The organism is Paenibacillus sp. SRL342 (genome assembly GCF_984798905.1).
Map to the genome: position 1 here is coordinate 3,942,558 of NZ_OZ481790.1, position 16,421 is coordinate 3,958,978.

14 protein-coding genes and 1 pseudogene are annotated in these 16,421 nt (G+C 42.0%); 12 read left to right on the plus strand and 3 right to left on the minus strand.

What is annotated here, in order from left to right; genetic code table 11:
- Nucleotides 1–170: 170 nt before the first annotated feature.
- From AC4E8D_RS17225 to AC4E8D_RS17245, 5 genes are all read left to right on the plus strand, one after another.
- The gene (locus tag AC4E8D_RS17225; protein ID WP_145148156.1) at nt 171–1,007 is read left to right on the plus strand and encodes an alpha/beta fold hydrolase; all 837 of its coding nucleotides are present in this window, start codon (nt 171–173) and stop codon (nt 1,005–1,007) included.
- Between the two features lie 1,023 nt (nt 1,008–2,030).
- Complete coding sequence (locus AC4E8D_RS17230; protein WP_260632769.1) at nt 2,031–2,708, plus strand: hypothetical protein; 678 nt, start codon at nt 2,031–2,033, stop codon at nt 2,706–2,708.
- A 460-nt stretch (nt 2,709–3,168) separates the two neighbouring features.
- Nucleotides 3,169–3,927, plus strand: coding sequence for a formylglycine-generating enzyme family protein (locus AC4E8D_RS17235; protein ID WP_221821463.1), 759 nt, complete (start codon nt 3,169–3,171; stop codon nt 3,925–3,927).
- Nucleotides 3,928–4,163: 236 nt separating this feature from the next.
- Complete coding sequence (locus tag AC4E8D_RS17240; protein ID WP_221821465.1) at nt 4,164–4,337, plus strand: hypothetical protein; 174 nt, start codon at nt 4,164–4,166, stop codon at nt 4,335–4,337.
- Nucleotides 4,338–4,662: 325 nt separating this feature from the next.
- Nucleotides 4,663–5,064, plus strand: coding sequence for a DUF3888 domain-containing protein (locus tag AC4E8D_RS17245; RefSeq protein ID WP_221821466.1), 402 nt, complete (start codon nt 4,663–4,665; stop codon nt 5,062–5,064).
- 122 nt (nt 5,065–5,186) lie between these two features.
- Here the strand turns inward: AC4E8D_RS17245 and AC4E8D_RS17250 are convergent, their stop codons facing one another.
- On the minus strand, nt 5,187–5,792 hold the full coding sequence (locus AC4E8D_RS17250; RefSeq protein ID WP_221821467.1) for a GNAT family N-acetyltransferase: 606 nt from the start codon (nt 5,790–5,792) through the stop codon (nt 5,187–5,189).
- Nucleotides 5,793–6,704: 912 nt separating this feature from the next.
- On the opposite strand from AC4E8D_RS17250, the gene AC4E8D_RS17255 reads away from it, so the two are divergent.
- The 3 genes and pseudogenes from AC4E8D_RS17255 to AC4E8D_RS17265 all read left to right on the plus strand — a co-directional run bounded on the left by AC4E8D_RS17255 (nt 6,705) and on the right by AC4E8D_RS17265 (nt 8,700).
- Nucleotides 6,705–7,133 carry an NUDIX hydrolase gene (locus tag AC4E8D_RS17255; protein WP_313771464.1) on the plus strand — a complete coding sequence of 143 codons (429 nt, stop codon included), beginning with the start codon at nt 6,705–6,707 and terminating at the stop codon, nt 7,131–7,133.
- Nucleotides 7,134–7,262: 129 nt separating this feature from the next.
- Nucleotides 7,263–7,994 (plus strand): annotated as a pseudogene (locus AC4E8D_RS17260) (helix-turn-helix domain-containing protein); the annotation flags it as partial.
- A gap of 16 nt (nt 7,995–8,010) precedes the next feature.
- Nucleotides 8,011–8,700: an IS3 family transposase gene (locus AC4E8D_RS17265; RefSeq protein ID WP_221821470.1), complete on the plus strand. Its 690-nt coding sequence runs from the start codon at nt 8,011–8,013 to the stop codon at nt 8,698–8,700.
- A 774-nt stretch (nt 8,701–9,474) separates the two neighbouring features.
- Here the strand turns inward: AC4E8D_RS17265 and AC4E8D_RS17270 are convergent.
- Both AC4E8D_RS17270 and AC4E8D_RS17275 read right to left on the minus strand, forming a co-directional pair.
- Complete coding sequence (locus AC4E8D_RS17270; protein WP_221821471.1) at nt 9,475–10,476, minus strand: alpha/beta hydrolase; 1,002 nt, start codon at nt 10,474–10,476, stop codon at nt 9,475–9,477.
- 26 nt (nt 10,477–10,502) lie between these two features.
- Nucleotides 10,503–11,396: an MBL fold metallo-hydrolase gene (locus AC4E8D_RS17275; RefSeq protein ID WP_221821472.1), complete on the minus strand. Its 894-nt coding sequence runs from the start codon at nt 11,394–11,396 to the stop codon at nt 10,503–10,505.
- 257 nt (nt 11,397–11,653) lie between these two features.
- Here AC4E8D_RS17275 and AC4E8D_RS17280 point away from each other — a divergent pair, with 257 nt between their 5' ends.
- The 4 genes from AC4E8D_RS17280 (at nt 11,654) to AC4E8D_RS17295 (ending at nt 16,413) form a co-directional block, all read left to right on the plus strand.
- Nucleotides 11,654–12,199 (plus strand): helix-turn-helix domain-containing protein, encoded by a 546-nt coding sequence (locus AC4E8D_RS17280; protein WP_221821473.1) that lies wholly within the window; start codon nt 11,654–11,656, stop codon nt 12,197–12,199.
- A gap of 435 nt (nt 12,200–12,634) precedes the next feature.
- Complete coding sequence (locus AC4E8D_RS17285; protein ID WP_221821474.1) at nt 12,635–12,904, plus strand: hypothetical protein; 270 nt, start codon at nt 12,635–12,637, stop codon at nt 12,902–12,904.
- A gap of 314 nt (nt 12,905–13,218) precedes the next feature.
- Nucleotides 13,219–15,195, plus strand: coding sequence for a sigma-70 family RNA polymerase sigma factor (locus AC4E8D_RS17290; protein ID WP_221821475.1), 1,977 nt, complete (start codon nt 13,219–13,221; stop codon nt 15,193–15,195).
- Between the two features lie 552 nt (nt 15,196–15,747).
- Nucleotides 15,748–16,413, plus strand: a complete 666-nt coding sequence (locus tag AC4E8D_RS17295) for a GntR family transcriptional regulator (RefSeq protein ID WP_490204978.1) — start codon at nt 15,748–15,750, stop codon at nt 16,411–16,413.
- The last annotated feature ends 8 nt before the right edge of the window (nt 16,414–16,421 follow it).

The window sequence follows — 16,421 nt, forward strand, 5'->3', positions numbered from 1 at the left end:
CTCTGCTGAACAAAGAATATTTTACTGTGAGACTATGTGTAGAACAGGAGAAAATGATTTACAATGAACGATTCTATTTAATTCTTGGGTACGATTGACAATAGTAGATTGCATATGTAGCATTTGAATAGTAACAATTAAACGATCATAACTAAACGGAGGGATTTTCCATGGCTAAAGTAAACGTAGGCGAAGAGAATGCACAACCAATTGAACTGTATTACGAAGATCATGGCGAGGGGAAACCCATCATCCTTATTCATGGCTGGCCTTTGAGTGGAAGATCCTGGGAGAAACAAGTACCTATCCTGATTGAAGCGGGCTACCGTGTTATCACGTATGATCGTCGTGGTTTTGGTCAGTCTTCCCAACCTTGGGATGGTTATGACTACGATACTTTTGCATCTGATTTACATAAATTGATTTTGCACCTCGATCTGCGCGACGCTACACTGGTTGGGTTCTCCATGGGAGGCGGCGAAGTAGCTCGCTATATCGGAACATATGGAACGGAACGGGTTTCCAAAGCTGTATTTGCAGGCGCTGTTCCTCCTTACCTGTATAAGTCCGAGGATAATCCACAGGGAGGATTGGACGATGCAACCATTGCTGAATTCCAAAATGGGGTTAAGGGTGATCGTCTAGCCTTCTTGGATGGATTTACAAATAACTTTTTCGCTGCAGGAGATCGTACAGACCTTGTGAGCGAGCCGTTCCGTCTATATAACCGGGATATTGCTGCTCTGGCATCCCCTAAGGGTACCCTGGATTGCATTGCTGCCTTTGCTCTTACCGATTTCCGTCAGGACCTGGAGAAATTCAATATTCCGACCCTGGTTATTCATGGCGATTCCGATGCCATTGTGCCGCTTGAAGTCAGTGGACAACGTACACATGAATCTATCCCTGGCAGCCGGCTTGTTGTTGTAGAAGGTGGACCACATGGCTTTAATGCGACACATCCTGAAGCATTTAATGCAGCGTTGATCGAATTTCTGAAGAGCTAAGCTTTGATTAAAACTGGTTAGAAAAACATACGAAATAAAAAAAGAGCAGGACACCCTTTTGGAGTAGGGGTGTCCTGCTCTTTTAACGATTACAGAAATTCGACTGTATCATGTTGTTCCCGGACAATCCTGGTTGTATCAACCTTGTTGTGCAAGGAAGCGACCGCTTCTTCACTCCATGACGAACTAAAAACCAAACTCAATGAGTTATTATCAACGACTTTCCATACTGAAACACTGTCTGAAATTAATAGTACTTTGTATACGCCAACTAACCTGTATATTCTAATGAAGAGAGCTTCGTTCGAAGATAGAAGAAGACCACCTTAACCCTAAGTTTTGATAATTAATCTTAATCTAAGGCCAGGACATATGCATATATAAAAATCGAAGAGGTGAACAAATTAAAATATTTCCATTATATATTGCATGTACTTCAACAGCTGAGCTTAATACCGTTACTGAGTATGTAAATATGTCGAGGGGCAGGAACATGGTCCCTTTGAAGTCGCTATTTTAGCGACTTTTTTATTTTATCGGTACAAGTTCTTGTCCCAAGCCAAGGACAAGAACTTGTACCGATTGCCGGAATGGACAAGAACATAGTCCGATTACCGATTAGGCATAAACCTAAACGGTTCTTACCCTCGTTAATTCATTAAGCTAACGGGCAGGTTAGCTTAATAGGAACGTCCTGTGTGTGAGCTGCACCTTTGGGCACTATGTATGAAGCTGCGCGGATCTCGTCCGGATCGGAGAGAGCAGTGGCGTGCCGGTCGCCTGGGCTTCAGCTGTTCTGTGAAAATAAAGTTATAGACTGGCAGTCGGCATTAGCCAACGTGCAGGATAACGGAACCATTAGATGGACTTATTGTTCTCATATGATACAATATATCCCAGAAATATCTGTGGGTTAATGAAAAGCGCTGATGAATTAATAAGAGACCAGCACAAAAAAGTGGTAGTTTTATGGATATGCAATAGTCGCCGAATGGAACTTGGTACTAAAAGGAGGCAGGACACATGCTAGAAGAACAGGAAAAATTCGCGGGCGAAGGATATAACAGGTCGTACGCAATTGCTACGGGTATGCCGATTTTGAATCTTAGGGGTAGCATACCGCGTGAAGGTAACGGCCAACTACCGTTTCCTTGGGTGACAACGGGCATCAGGATTGATAAAGAGCAGATGTTGGAAACCGTTATGAAGCAAAAGACACTCGAGTATTTGTTTAATATGCAATTCAGTAAGGAGGAGATGACCGACCGCAATTTGGTTGTAGGCTGTTATGAATACAGGAATCCGCATGACAAGGAACAAATATTGCTATATGCGCTGGTTTCGTTGAAGGAATTTCTCGCGAGATACGGCGATGAACGGGCATCGGAGATTCTGATGCGAGTTGGCTGCACATACGAGAAGATTATGGAGGAATGCGATGAAGCCATTGAAGAACACTTTGCAGTGTTGCGCCGGTCACTTCATTTAAAGAATTTGAGGGACAAATATGATGTCGTTTACGAGTGGAGTGAAGAGGAAGGGGTAAAGAGGTACATAATCAGATACACCAAATCGAGTTATACGAAGATTAAAGCTAAATCATTCGAAGAGTTGACCAAACTCTATGATGAGCAACGGAAGAAGGATGCAAAGAAGACGTTCGCGATTCTGGAACCGTTAGAAGCATTTATGCAAGCCTAAGAAAACCGCCCCTTTACGGGGCGGTTATTCAACATTTCATCGAAAGAAGATTCGAGGAATATCCAGCGATAGAGAGGATTCTCGATAGTCGCATCGGAAATTGCTGACCCGTACGCCAGATATGGTCGAATGGGGACTGATGGAAGACGTTGATCCAGCCGATTATTTCGGCAAAACCATGGAGGTAGAACGAACGATTTAAGGCGATTGGATGCCTAGCGATTCAGGGAGAAATTCTGAACTGAATTTAGTCATGGAAAACATTAGCATAATATACAGCTGCTCCATGTGATCGGCTGCTTTTATTCAACTAACGGGCAGGATACTTTCAAGATTAGACGCGGTGAACCACACTAAAAGTATCGACGAGTTTATCGTCGTTAGCAACTATTAAGCAGGGTAATACAGTTTCTGGGTCGAATTTGGTTGGCGGTAAGTTAGAGTGGGGGAGGAATAAGATATGGAAAAGTACGGGAGTGACAAGGCACGTTTTCTAAAAGAAATAATGGATTTGATGGTACCCATAGAAGGCGGATCAATTGAACTACGCGATTTTCTTAATACAGATAAATGGCTTAGTACTGATTACACTTTATCTAACCCAGGAAGTAGTAAAAAGACTGTAACGTGGACTGAAGCTATTGAGCCATTCCATGTAATGAAGTATCCAGTAACACAGCAGTTATATCATTTTGTCATGCATGAAGAAAAAATAGAGCCGATTGTGAGTAAGCTGCCAATTACGGAAGTTTCGTGGATGGATGCTATTGCTTTCTGTAATGAGTTATCGAGAAAGCTTGGCAGGATGGAATGTTACACAGTTACAAACGAAAGTGAGAACACAATATATAACAAAATAGCGAATGGATTTCGATTACTGTCAGACGCTGAATGGCAGTATGCGTGCAAAGCAGGATCAACGGAATATCGGTATGCAAGAATTGATCAAATTGCATGGTATCAAGGAAATTCCAATGGATCTGTTCATAAAGTAGGACAGTTGCTTCCTAATCCATGGGGACTTTATGACTTGATCGGTAACGTCTGGGAATGGTGCTGGGATCTATATGATGCTGAACGATATGGGAACTATAGAGTTTTCAGGGGAGGCAGTTGGGCTGAAGTGGAGAACAATTGTGGTTCTACGTGTAGAAGGAAAAGCATGCCCATTTTCAAAATAGATGATCTTGGTTTTAGAATTGCACTTACAAATCCTTGAGAAAACGACACATCGAGTTTGCTCAAGTCGTTGAGCATACGGTAAGTGTTCAACTATCGTGAAACTATAGCTTACTGATGACTCGAAGGCAGCCGACGACTAAGACGGCTGCCTTAGCTGCGCTAACGGGGGCAAGGTAATTCAATAGGATATTAGTCTTTTATGGTAAGATTATAGAACAAGAAAAGATAGTTAATGTCGTCGTTTTTAGAATGAACAGTATGAAATTATAGGCCATGAAAGATAAAATAGCAGGATTGAAAAACTGCTGCGGACCTGTCGAGGGACAAGAACATGTGGTCCCCATTGAAGTCGCTATTTTAACGGCTTTTTTATTTTATCGGTACAAGTTCTTGTCCCAAGCCAAGGACAAGAACTTGTACCGATTGCCGGAATTGACAAGAACATAGTCTGATTGACAATTAGATATATATCTAAACATTGATCACATGCACTTTAAACTTCATTAAGTACCATAACACATAAAAATGTTCATATTGTTATGGACAACTGAATCAAAGAGAGGTTAAACATGGTTGGATGGGTATTAAAAAAGCGAAATATCAGACTGAAACTTGCTGTTGAGGACAAGAACATGTTACTATTTCCGGTTAGACGCATAACTATTCGTCATCTTGCCCTTCAATTCATTAAACTAACGGGCATGTTAGCATAATAAATTATCTTCATTTAGTGAAAACTATCCTTAAAAATCTGGGGATGAGGGTTTCAGAAATGAAAAGATTTATGGGATCATTGCTAACAGTCATCATTTTCTTGATGGTAATCCAGCCCATTTGTGCAAAGCCAAACGATGAACCATTGAAACGGCTTGTACTTACTTTGTTAGCTCCAAAAATACAGGAACAGATTAACCACTACTACAAAAATAAATTAACTGTATCACCTACGTTTACGCCTTTTTTGGATGGAACTGATGTAGACGTTAAATATCATTCTTCACATATTGATGTTCAGGTTAAAACTATCCCGTACGTAGGACCTCATTTAAATGTTGGACTCGACTCAATGAGGTTTAGTATAGATAACTCGGGATCAATAGTGGTTCTTGAGTATAAGCATATAAGGGATTATGACTTGCCTCCTAACTGGCAAGAAATTATTAAAAATCATTGAACTAACAAAGAAACTATAGCTCAATAAAGGCCCTTGTTACGATGGGCATTTATTGAGCTTACCAATGGCATTTGGCTAGGAAAATATCAGAGTGCTTCTTTTACTTTTTTTTATACAAACATCTATCTTGTGTTTTTTGGCGAGTATTTTATATGGATCATATGTTTAAGAGTGCTTTTTACCTCAGGCCAGTCGTTATCCGTAATGCTATAAAAAACATTGTCATGAAATCTACCTTGAGTATCCCGCCTATGCTTCCTAAATATGCCTTCTTTAGTTGCCCCAATCCGTTCTATCGCTCGCTGTGACCTTATGTTATAGCCGCTGATGGAAAATTGCACGCGGACTAGCGCTAATTGTTCGAAGCAATAATTTAACAGTAAAAACTTACATTCCGTATTTACACCTGTACGCCAGTAAGTTGGTGTTAGCCATGTCCAGCCGATTTCCGCATTTTGATTGATCATATCAATATCTCCGATTCTAGTGGTTCCAATAATTTTTTCCGACATGAGTTCGACGATGACGAAAGGGAGTTGGGTGCCATGAAGCTGGTTTTGTATGGCTTGTTCGATTAAATGCTTAATATCATCAAATGTTGCATTTTTTCTCCAAGTAAATTCCCATATGTTTGGATCCATCAGTGTTTCAAGTAAATCTTCTTTATGTTTAGATTCTAGGGGTAAGAGTTTTATTGTCTTGCCTATTAAAGTAACATTTTGATTCATGTCATTTACACCTCCGATTCCATTGTGATTCATTATCTTAACGTGGTGGGATTAGTATATATTTATTGGTATCGACGTTGAATGCATTAACCGTTGAATTATTGTACTTTCATGCATCACAAATTCTCTACAGGTGTTCTATTAAGTTCAACTAACGAGCAGGATAGTTTAGTGAAGGTGGGGGATAAATTCAGATAGAATTCAATAACAAAACCAAGTTAACTTAATAAATTTTAGTTAAAAAGGGAAGATCAATGTTGAAACGAATGCCCTTTGAACGTCCAACGGAGCATTATGACGAACAAATTTGTGAAATGTTAAAACTTCGGAAGCAGCTTTCAAATAACAATCCTGGTTTCCCGCCATTTGAATATATCTTTAAATGGGCTGAAACTTTTGAACTTTACGAGAATTTTCTGAAAAACGTTTTTGGAACATTGATTACCAGATAAGACATCAGGACTTGAATTAATGATCATAGAATATTGTAAGCCATTCAGTGACAAGAAGACGGGAACAAAGATTGTCTTTAGACTGGAATAGCTTCAACGAGCATCGATTAGTCTAACGTAGAAATGTTAGCTTAAAGCATCCTCGTGATCAACTGCGGTTTACAACTAGTGGATGATAATAGGGATCGTTGCAGATTTGCTGACGATCCTTTTTATATACCTTTAGGGACGGTAGAGAACGAAGAAATTATATTGGAGTGATAATGCCTGCCTCATTAAGCCAACGGGCAGGTTGCTTCAATCATGCCGGCAGTATCTTTTAGAAATCCACAAAGGCAGGAAAGTGTAGGAATTGTGTGGAATAAATATACAACTTTATCTTATTTGGAGGTTGTAAAATGGCGTTCCCGACACATATTGTGTATCTGCAGGCGGAATTGTAGAAGATGGAACTGGAAATATCCTTTTAGTAAAAGCTCATGACGATGGTTGGGTGTATCCTGGTGGAATAACTGAAGTAGGAGAAAACCTGATTGATGGCGTCATTCGTGAAATCAAAGAGGAAAGTGGAATAGATGCCAAGGTTAGCCATTTGATTAGTGTTGTTTCGAATACAGCAATCCATAAGTGGTATGACGGTGTGACTGATGTCCCTACGAAGGTCATGTTTGATTTTGTGTGTAAAGCTGTGGGGGGAGAGTTAGCTACTTCTAATGAAACGAGCGAATGCAGGTGGGTACCAAAGGAAAATGTTCTGGATTTGATTACTTTACCTGGAATCCGCATGCGTTATGAAGCTTATTTGAACTTTAACGGATCTGTGAATTATATGGAGTATGTAACTGCGTCAACGACAAAATTTGATGTCAAGTTTCAAAGGAGTGTTTAGTTGTAAGAGGGATAGTGTATTGAACTAACGGGGAACGGATAGCTCAATACAATTAAATGAACAAAAAACAGCCGATAACTGAACTGCACCCCATTTGTTAGACACACTAACAATGGAGGTGCAGTTTTTTTGCTTAAATTCAGTTTACATGAGAAATTGAAAGCCATTCATAGATATCAGAATGGTGCTGAAGGAGTCAAAAGTATTGCAAAATCATTACGGATAAATCATGAAACTTTACGTATGTGGATTAGGCAATACGAATATCACGGCGTCAAAGCTTTTGAAAAGAGCTATACAGCTTACACTAAGACATTTAAACTAGACGTACTCACCTATATGAACGAGAATGGGACGTCTCCAAATGAAGCTGCGGTCATATTCAATATACCCTCTCCTGGGATTATTAGAAAATGGCGTATTCAATTCAATGAGAATGGAATGGACGGCCTGAAATCAAAGAAAAAGGGGCGTCCACTCATGAAAAATACGAACAAAAATATGACGAAGAAGCTAGAACCTGCCGATGAATCAGTCGAAGTTCTACAAGCTGAATTAGAACGTTTACGTATGGAAAACACTTATTTAAAAAAGTTGAATGCCTTAGTTCAAAACAAGGAAAAATCACCAAACAAGACAAAGCGCAAGTAGTCTACGAATTAAGGCTTGAATTCCCGGTGGTTGCGTTGCTAGCGTTCGCTGAAGTCCCACGTAGCACCCTATTACTGGGTGAAACAGTTTGACAAGCCCGATCTAGACGCAGACCTGAAACTCCTTATTCAATCCATTTACGAGGAACATCAGGGGCGTTATGGCTATCGTCGTATCCGTGATGAACTAGTTAATCGTGAACACCGAATCCAAATCTACACAAGGAGTGACGAGTAAAGCTGCCCGATTTCAGATCATAGAGGATTTACGAGTACGCCACAGCCTTTCTTGGCTCTTAAAGTTAGCTGCGGTGTCTTGCTCGGGCTATTACAAGTGGAGAAAAAGCATACCAGCGGCAAAAGAACGTAGACACAAACAACATGAATTGGAGTCGCATATGCTTGCGATCCATCGGGCACATCCCTATTATGGTTATCTTCGAATGACGGTAGCTTTACGAAAAGAAGGCCTTAGAGTCAACCACAAAAAGGTGTGTCGATTAATGAAACAATTAGGAATCTCTTCTGTCATTCGAAAGAAGCGTCGATTCTTTGGAAAACAAGCTTCTGTGGTGAATCCGAATCGACTTCAGCGCCAGTTCCAGACGGATACGCCATGTACTAAACTGGTCACAGACATCACCTATATTCGTGCTGGAGAACACTTTGTGTACCTGTCTGTCATTCAGGATTTATACAATAATGAGATCTTAGCTTGGCATCTATCTGAACGAAATGACCTGGCTTTGGTTCATGAAACGCTGGATAGACTCCGTCAGCACGCGGATCTGAGTGGCGTAATTCTGCACTCGGATCAAGGATTTCAATATACCTCGAAGCCTTTTAACCGTAAACTGGAACAGCTCTTTTACAACCAAAACCGATTTCAGAAAAAACTAACGACCGTTCTCCGGTAGAATACCGGGAAACGGCCGCAGCTTAAATTTTGTCTTTTTTGTACTGTCTACTTGACAGGGTTATGACCAAAATAGCGACTTTTTTATTTTGTCGGTACAAGTTCTTTCAACGCTAGGAGGTATTTCCACTGGAACTGTAATCCCATTTGAAATAGATAAAACAAGTTCGTTAACAAGCACTTAGCAAGAAAAGGGGAGGAAGATGAATGTGATTCTGGATTAAGGGAGGAGAAACATATGCAGATATTGTACTTTGTGCTGATTTGTCATTGTTAGGCACAAACAAGAAAATGTTTCTATTGCAGAATAGGTGTAATCGTTATTTTGCCCTCTTTAATTTCATTAAGCTAACGGGCATGTTAGTTGAATAAATTGAGGAGAGGGAAGGTCAACGTGTCGGATATACAAAAATGAGTTGAATAGTAACGAGCCAAAATATAAAGCTTCTTTACATAATCATAAGTTCCGTCGGGAAAATATCCTTTTTTTCCACTAATCACTGCATTAGGACTTCTTAACTTAGAGATCATAGCATCATGAGGCAACGTAACCTGCTCCGCAGTTGATCTGGAGCCAACATTTCCGGTAGCAATGTCTTGCGTATAAGGGGCCTATTGCCGCCGGCGCTTGTGCCGATGTAATCATAGTATGATTCATGGTGAATTTTCCTCCTTTAATGAATATAGAATGATTGTCGTTTTTGTTTGCTTAATAAAGAACCCGCAGTAATAAGCTGCGGGTGCGAGATAGTATTAAAATCCGCTAATCGCGTCGTTATTGACCCGCTGGTGTGTAATTCTCGTCTAGAAATGATTGAACAGCTCGGAACGCTTGAACTCTATTTTTTTCGAGCAGTACCATATGAGTACCTTCTCCGATTTCCACCCAACGGCGATAAGCAGCTCCAGTTAAGGAAGTAAAGAAGTTTTGTGCCAAATCTAATGGTACATCGATATCCCACTCCGCATGAATGAGGAGTACGGGTACGGTGATATCTTTAGGTTCATAGAAGGCTTTGCCAACCGTCCAATATTCACGTATGTCTAGAATCGGCCCGTTGGTAGCGCGAATATGCTCAGGGTGTACGGTCTTGTTATTAGGATCGGAGGCCAGCGTTGCTTCAACCCATTTTTCAAACCAACCCTCAGGGAGCAAGCTGTCACGTTTTCCTTCAGGAGCAGCACTTAACCAGCGTTCTTTAGTAGTAGCTGCGGGCACAAGGCGATAAGAGCCAAGCGGGCCGCCTGTATCAATAGGGATTGGTTTGTTGCTCAGCCACTGAGGAGCAATAAGGGTTAACTTGTTCACTTTGTTATTATTACGGCTTGTATATGCCCCAGCCACCGTACCGCCCCAAGACATCCCAAGTACATTGACCTTCGATAGATTTCGATGCTTTAGGACGAAGTCTACGGCCGAGCCAAAGTCATGAACTCCGGTTTCTGTACGGACAAGCGGAGGATTCTGATCAGCAGGTTGCTCCATTTCTGGCGGTCTTGTGGATCCACCATAGCCACGAACATCTACTGCATAGACGTCATAACCGTGACTTGCGAGGTAATCAAGGAAGGTGAAACCGTCTAGCTCCACATCATATAGGCTGCCAATTGGATAAGTAGCACCGTGAACCATGACGATCGTTTTCTCATTAGAGAAGACAGTCATAGATGCAAGACGTTTATTAAGGACCGATAGCTCAATACCAGGCGTATCGCTAGCTATGTTAAAGTTCTCAGATACGATGGAGATAGATTTGTTGAATGTGTTGTTAGACATTATATTTTTCGCCTCTCTTCAATGTATTAGATAAAGCGCCAGTTGAAGCCGTCTTCGCTTCGGGTGACGTATCCCGCTGAACTCTCTGGGAAGTGCGTACTGAAATAGATAATTGGACGGTCGGCAACATATTCCAAAGCCCAGCGGCGTGAAATTCGGGCCTGATCGCCAAATTCACAGTACATAGAATTCCAGTCCGGTCGCATAACTTGGAATGGGTGATGCATGATATCGGCGCCGAACAAAGCTTCTTCACCACCCGATGAAAGACGAATAGACATTTGTCCGATACTGTGACCTGGAGTCGGAATGAATGTAAATATATCTAGTAACTTTCCGCCTTCTGGACCGATAGTTTCCGTCAAGCCTGCCTCAACGATCGGAAGTACACTCTCTTCATAAACATTGAAATTTGCTTCATTTTCTTTGTTATGGCTCGCTTCGCTGGAGTAATACTCTTGTTCTTTAATAGGGAATACGTACTTGGCATTGGGGAATGTAGGTACCCATTTGCCGTCAACTAGCCTCGTATTCCAACCGACGTGATCCACATGCAAATGAGTTAGTAACACGTAATCGACTTCTTCAGGAGTAACGCCTGCCTCTTGAAGTCGCTCGAGATAAGGTAGCTGCAGATTAGCAAGATCCGGATTTAGTGGCAGGTTTTTATCGTTACCTGTAGCCGTATCAATAAGAATCGTATGATGGGGTGTCTTCACGACCCAGGTGCCAATACTCACGATGAGTTGCGAATTTTCGTCAAGCAAGCCCTCAGGGAAGAATTGTTGGTTCTCTTCTAATACAGAGGGATCCCACGTACCTGGGAAATAAATTTCTGGTGGAACACCACTGATTACCATTTCGGTGACTCGGGTAACAGTAGTATCGCCTACGGTGTAAATCTTAGGTAGCTTAGTCATATAGCTCATCGCCCTCCTTCAAAATTTCGCTGGAAATGAAATTCTATATTTAAAAAGAATTATGTGTACATGTCCCGGGAACGTATTTGCACATCAGTCTTGTTAAAATCTTAATCCAATAATGTTCTTAAATCAACGTTTTTACACCGAAATTGGACCACCGTAAGAAAGCTTGCTATTGCTAGATATTTTAATTATTATCAAATTATAAATTTCGCTGAGAGCGAAAAAATTCAAATGTGAAGGAGACATGAAAGATGAATTCTATAGGCGAGGTCATTAGAAATACCCGCAAAAAGCAGAAATTAACTCTTAAAGAAGTAGCAAAAGCAGGATCTATCTCAGTCTCTTTTCTCAGCGAAATTGAACGGAACAAAGCGAATCCGTCGATAAGTGTCCTAAAAAGGATTGCCAATGCGTTAAACGTGAATTTTACTGATCTATTTGGAGAGAAAGAACAAAGCATCGTTGTGAGAAAAGACGAACGTAAACCGTTGGTACATTCTGAAGGCTCACGTATTACATGGTATTCCCTTAGCGAAGGAAGTAAAAATAAGATGGGACCAATCTGGGGGGTGCTTGAAGAAGGTGCGACTTCTGGTGATGTTGGCGTAGGACACAGCGAAGGAGAGGAGTTTCTGTATGTCCATTCGGGTTGCCTGGAGTTCATGCTTGGGAATGATAGATATACGTTAGAAGAGGGGGATAGTATATATTTCGATGCCAAGACACCGCATAGCTATAAGAATGTATATAAAGGTGAGACCTTGGTGATTGCCGTGTCGACGCCTCCAACTTTTTAAGTCCAAACTGACAATGTCAAAATAGTAAGTCTGCTAAAAACACTTACATATTTTTACTTCAGCGTTGTTGGTTTTGTCATTAAATCAATTTATTCTCGAAAGGTAAAACGGGCTGGGAGGTTACTATTGTGTTGATAGGAAATGCACCTTTCTTCTGGTCAAGAGTCTTCTGCAAAAGGAAAATGAAATAAAAGAGTAAATCATTGCTAAGCTAACGGGAAACGATAGCATTGTAAAACAAAGTAAGCAACAGATCAACCACATTACTATTGGGGATACATGAGCAGAATGGCAAAGATATAGACACTTGGGAATGGAAAGGAATTTCAGAAATAAAAATGAACGAACAATGGATATTCCGATTACAGCCGCTGCCGCGAAGCAGCAGAAGAGAAGCAGGCCGAAGAGGTAGAAGTTCCAACGGAGATTCAGAAAGTGATTCCGGAGTTTCTGAAGGTGCACGTACCGTTCAATGCTAAAGATGCTTTTTTGAAGAATTCAAAGCCGTATCTGACTGAAAACCTTTATAAAGCATTAGAGCAAGAACAGCGCCGCGTAACGCTAACGATCGTCAAAACTAAAATGACCAATGTAGAGCTGGAGCCACAGAAGGAAGGATTCAAGGAACAATGGTGGAATGCAGATATCGAGGTAGAGAATACCGATCAGGAAGGCCAAATTAGTGGATGGACAATGGAAGAGTGATGATTTGGGTGTACGTTTAAGGGCGTGGAAACCATGAGGATATTGCGAAAGAAATCCATGTCGCTCGCGCCATCGACTACCGGGGGATCGAACGGGGAAAGGACTGTGAGTTCTCCAATACCCGTACCGGGCTGGAAGAACCGCTTCAGTGGATGAAGGAGCTTCAGCAGGAACACACCAAGAGTGACGCGCTCTTTGGCACCCGTGCTTGCCGCATGCGAGTGGTCACTTGATCGGTCAGTTCCAGAATAATGTTACATTAATTAAATCCAAACCCCCGAGTAAGCTGTCTATATAACAGGAGGTGAACGACAATGATCGATGCACAGCAACAAATCAACGCCGCACAAAACGGAGATCACGATGCCTTCGTTTCTCTTATAAAGGATCGAACGGATAAGCTGCACCGAGTGGCTCGCCATTATGTACGGGAGTCCAAAGATGCGGAGGATATCGTTCAGGATGCCCTGGTTAAGGCTTATGAGTCACTGCAAACGCTGCAGCAAGCCGAAGCGTTTGAGAGCTGGCTTACCAGAATTGTGGTGAACCGGGCGCTCAATCATTTGGAGAAATCCAAGCGTGTTCACCTGAGCGAAGACCCGCAGGCGCAAGAGCCATTGGTCGTTAATGATATCGATCAAACCCTGGATCTGGAGCGTGCATTGGCCAGTCTGAATCCGAAGCTGCGTCAGCTCCTTTTCTTAAAATATAAGAAGGACCTGACCCAGCAGCAAATCGCCCATCTCCTGGATATGCCATTAGGTACTGTAAAAACACAATTACGGAAGGGGCTGGAACATTTGCGCAACGAAATGGCTCAAGATTTTCTCGAACGAGACCTGGATACATTACGCCTGCAGTTAAGACAACAGGCAGAGCACCAGTTTGCCGTTTCACCGGATTATGATCTGATCGTCAATGACTATCAAGAGAATACCATGAGGGGAACACGGAAGGGAGAAGCGGGATTCTTATGGGTTAAAACGGGGAGTGATGACGCCGTTTCTGCCACGCTCTCCAGGGACGGCAACTTGCTAGACTATGCCATTTCCTGGGCCTCATTGGACAACGAGACACGGATATCTGAGGAGGAGCTCAAACAGCAGGCAGTGCAATTCCTGGAAGATCATTATCCCGGCGCACTGCGTGATTTTCCGTATTGTGAGATGGAGTGGATGGAAGGGATGTTTGGGTACACACGACAGCAGAAGGCGATGGGGCTGCCGCTTCCTGAGACTGGATGCCTGATTATGGTTCACCCCAGCGGTCGCGTGGTCGGATTTAGGTACTACGGAACCGTTCCAGGGCCAGCACTCCCAACCATGATCACACCAGAAGAGGAACAGATGGCGTGTCTGAAGGCGAATTTTTTGCTACATGTGGAATATTGCGTATTGGACAAAGCCGTGTACACGGATGGTGACGATCAGGTCCATCTTGTTTACGCCCCCCGAAGTAGAGGGCTAATCTATACTGCATCATCACAGGAGGAAGTTCCGACAGCCTATAGGGCAGAAGCTGTCCCCTCTGACCCAAGAACTCTGGACGAGTGGCCAGGTGAGTTCCCGCCCGCACGAAGCCTAGAAGAGTGGATTGGCGTAGACAACGACCAATTTCAGTTAGTACAAGACGACAATATTGGCTCGAACACCAAGTTGATGGTGTGGAAGCAACAGAATGAAGAGCGTCCAGCCAAGAATGACCGGTCTTGGAAGGCCTATTGGGCTGATCAGATGGAGGGAGCAGTCAAGGCGCGAGTAGACAGCCAATCCGGACAACTGATTGACTTTGTTTCGCATGGTAAGCCAGATCAACTAGCTCCATTAACCTGGGATCGAGACGCATGTATAGAAGTAGCTATGGACTATGTCCGAGGACTAGCAGCCGAAATGTTGCCGTATCTCAAGCTTCTAACTGAAGAGACCGACGACGAAGATCGTTTGGAAATCATTCGCTTTGGTGTATATGTTCAAGACGTATCTGTCAGGGATGAATGCTATCAACTAGCTGTTGACCGCTCTAATGGGAGGGTCAAAAGTTTGATGTCCCCCTCCATAAGGCCAGAACAGTTAAAGAAGCTGGAGACCGTGCCTTCATTTGATTACCAGACAGCCATCCTCCGATGGACGGCACAGGCCAAGCTGCGTCTGCAATGGGAACGGATGCACAATGCTCGGCCGGAAGAGGCCCCGTACGAACTAGTGTATCGAATGATTGGTAGCGAGCACGAGCGGACGCCCGAAGTGCTTGATGCGCATACGGGGAAGTTATACGAAAATACTTTTTACTGACAAACAAAAATATCTAGCCCGAAACTAAGGGCTGGAAGGCATTCATTTGCCATTATTTAGACAAAGGGCATAAATTCATGAATCTGGAGGATGCGAGAGTCGATCAAACCGGCATATTAATTGTGACCATTGAATTTTAAAAACGCCGAACTCGGAATATGAGTTCGGCGTTTTAGATAGATTATACGACGGAGGGGTGGGAGTTAAAGCTACAAACTCATGTCGAGGGACAAGAACTTGTACCGATTACCGTAATGGACAAGAACATCGTCCGATTGCCGATTAGATGTGTACTAAAATAAAAAGTACATAAGCCCTCATTAGTACCAAATAATTTTATATAAGAACATTCACATTAAAATATATTACTTATGTAACATTTCTCAAAGAAAGACTCTTAAATTATAGTTCTCTTTTTTGTCTCAGACTCTCAATAAAAACAGGTAGTTATCTGGATAAACTTAATTGAGCGAGTAAATGAAATAATAATTGCTTCTCGATCGTGTATGCGATATATTGCATATAAGAATAATTGTAATGAGGATGAAAACAATGCCAATACCTAAAGATTTTTCCTTACCAGTCCGTATGTCCGCAAAAGAAAGAGCGTTTTCTCAGATTCAGCGATGGATCATTGATGGAACACTGCAACCAGGTGAAAAGCTTATTGATGCGGAAATGGCTGAATCGCTTGGAGTCAGCCGGACACCGATTCGGGAGGCATTTCAGTTACTCGAAGTTCAAGGCCTCGTGTCCATGCATCCAGGAAAAGAAACAAAAGTAACGAATATTGAGAATAACGATATTTTTAAGATGTATTCAACGATGGCTGCTCTTCAGGCCTTAGCTGCTGAAATCACCGCCCAAACTATTGTTCCAGAACAGATCGAGAAACTAAAATCCATAAATTTGGAATTCGCAAGTTCTATTAAAAATGGACAAGTTTATCAGGCTATGGAGGTGGATGAGCAATTTCATAATTATATTGTGGAGCTCTCAGATAATCCTTATGTAGCTACATTTAATACATCTCTTCAGATTCACATTAGGCGATTTAAATACGTATTTTTAAAACAACCTATTACGGCTACACTAGCTTCAGTTGAAGAACATGATCAGATTATTAAAGCTTTTGAAGGCAAAAATAGCAACAATGCCCATAATTTAATGAAACAAAATTTTATTCGACCGATGCAGGAACTGAACGAAATACTTTGAAATGAGGG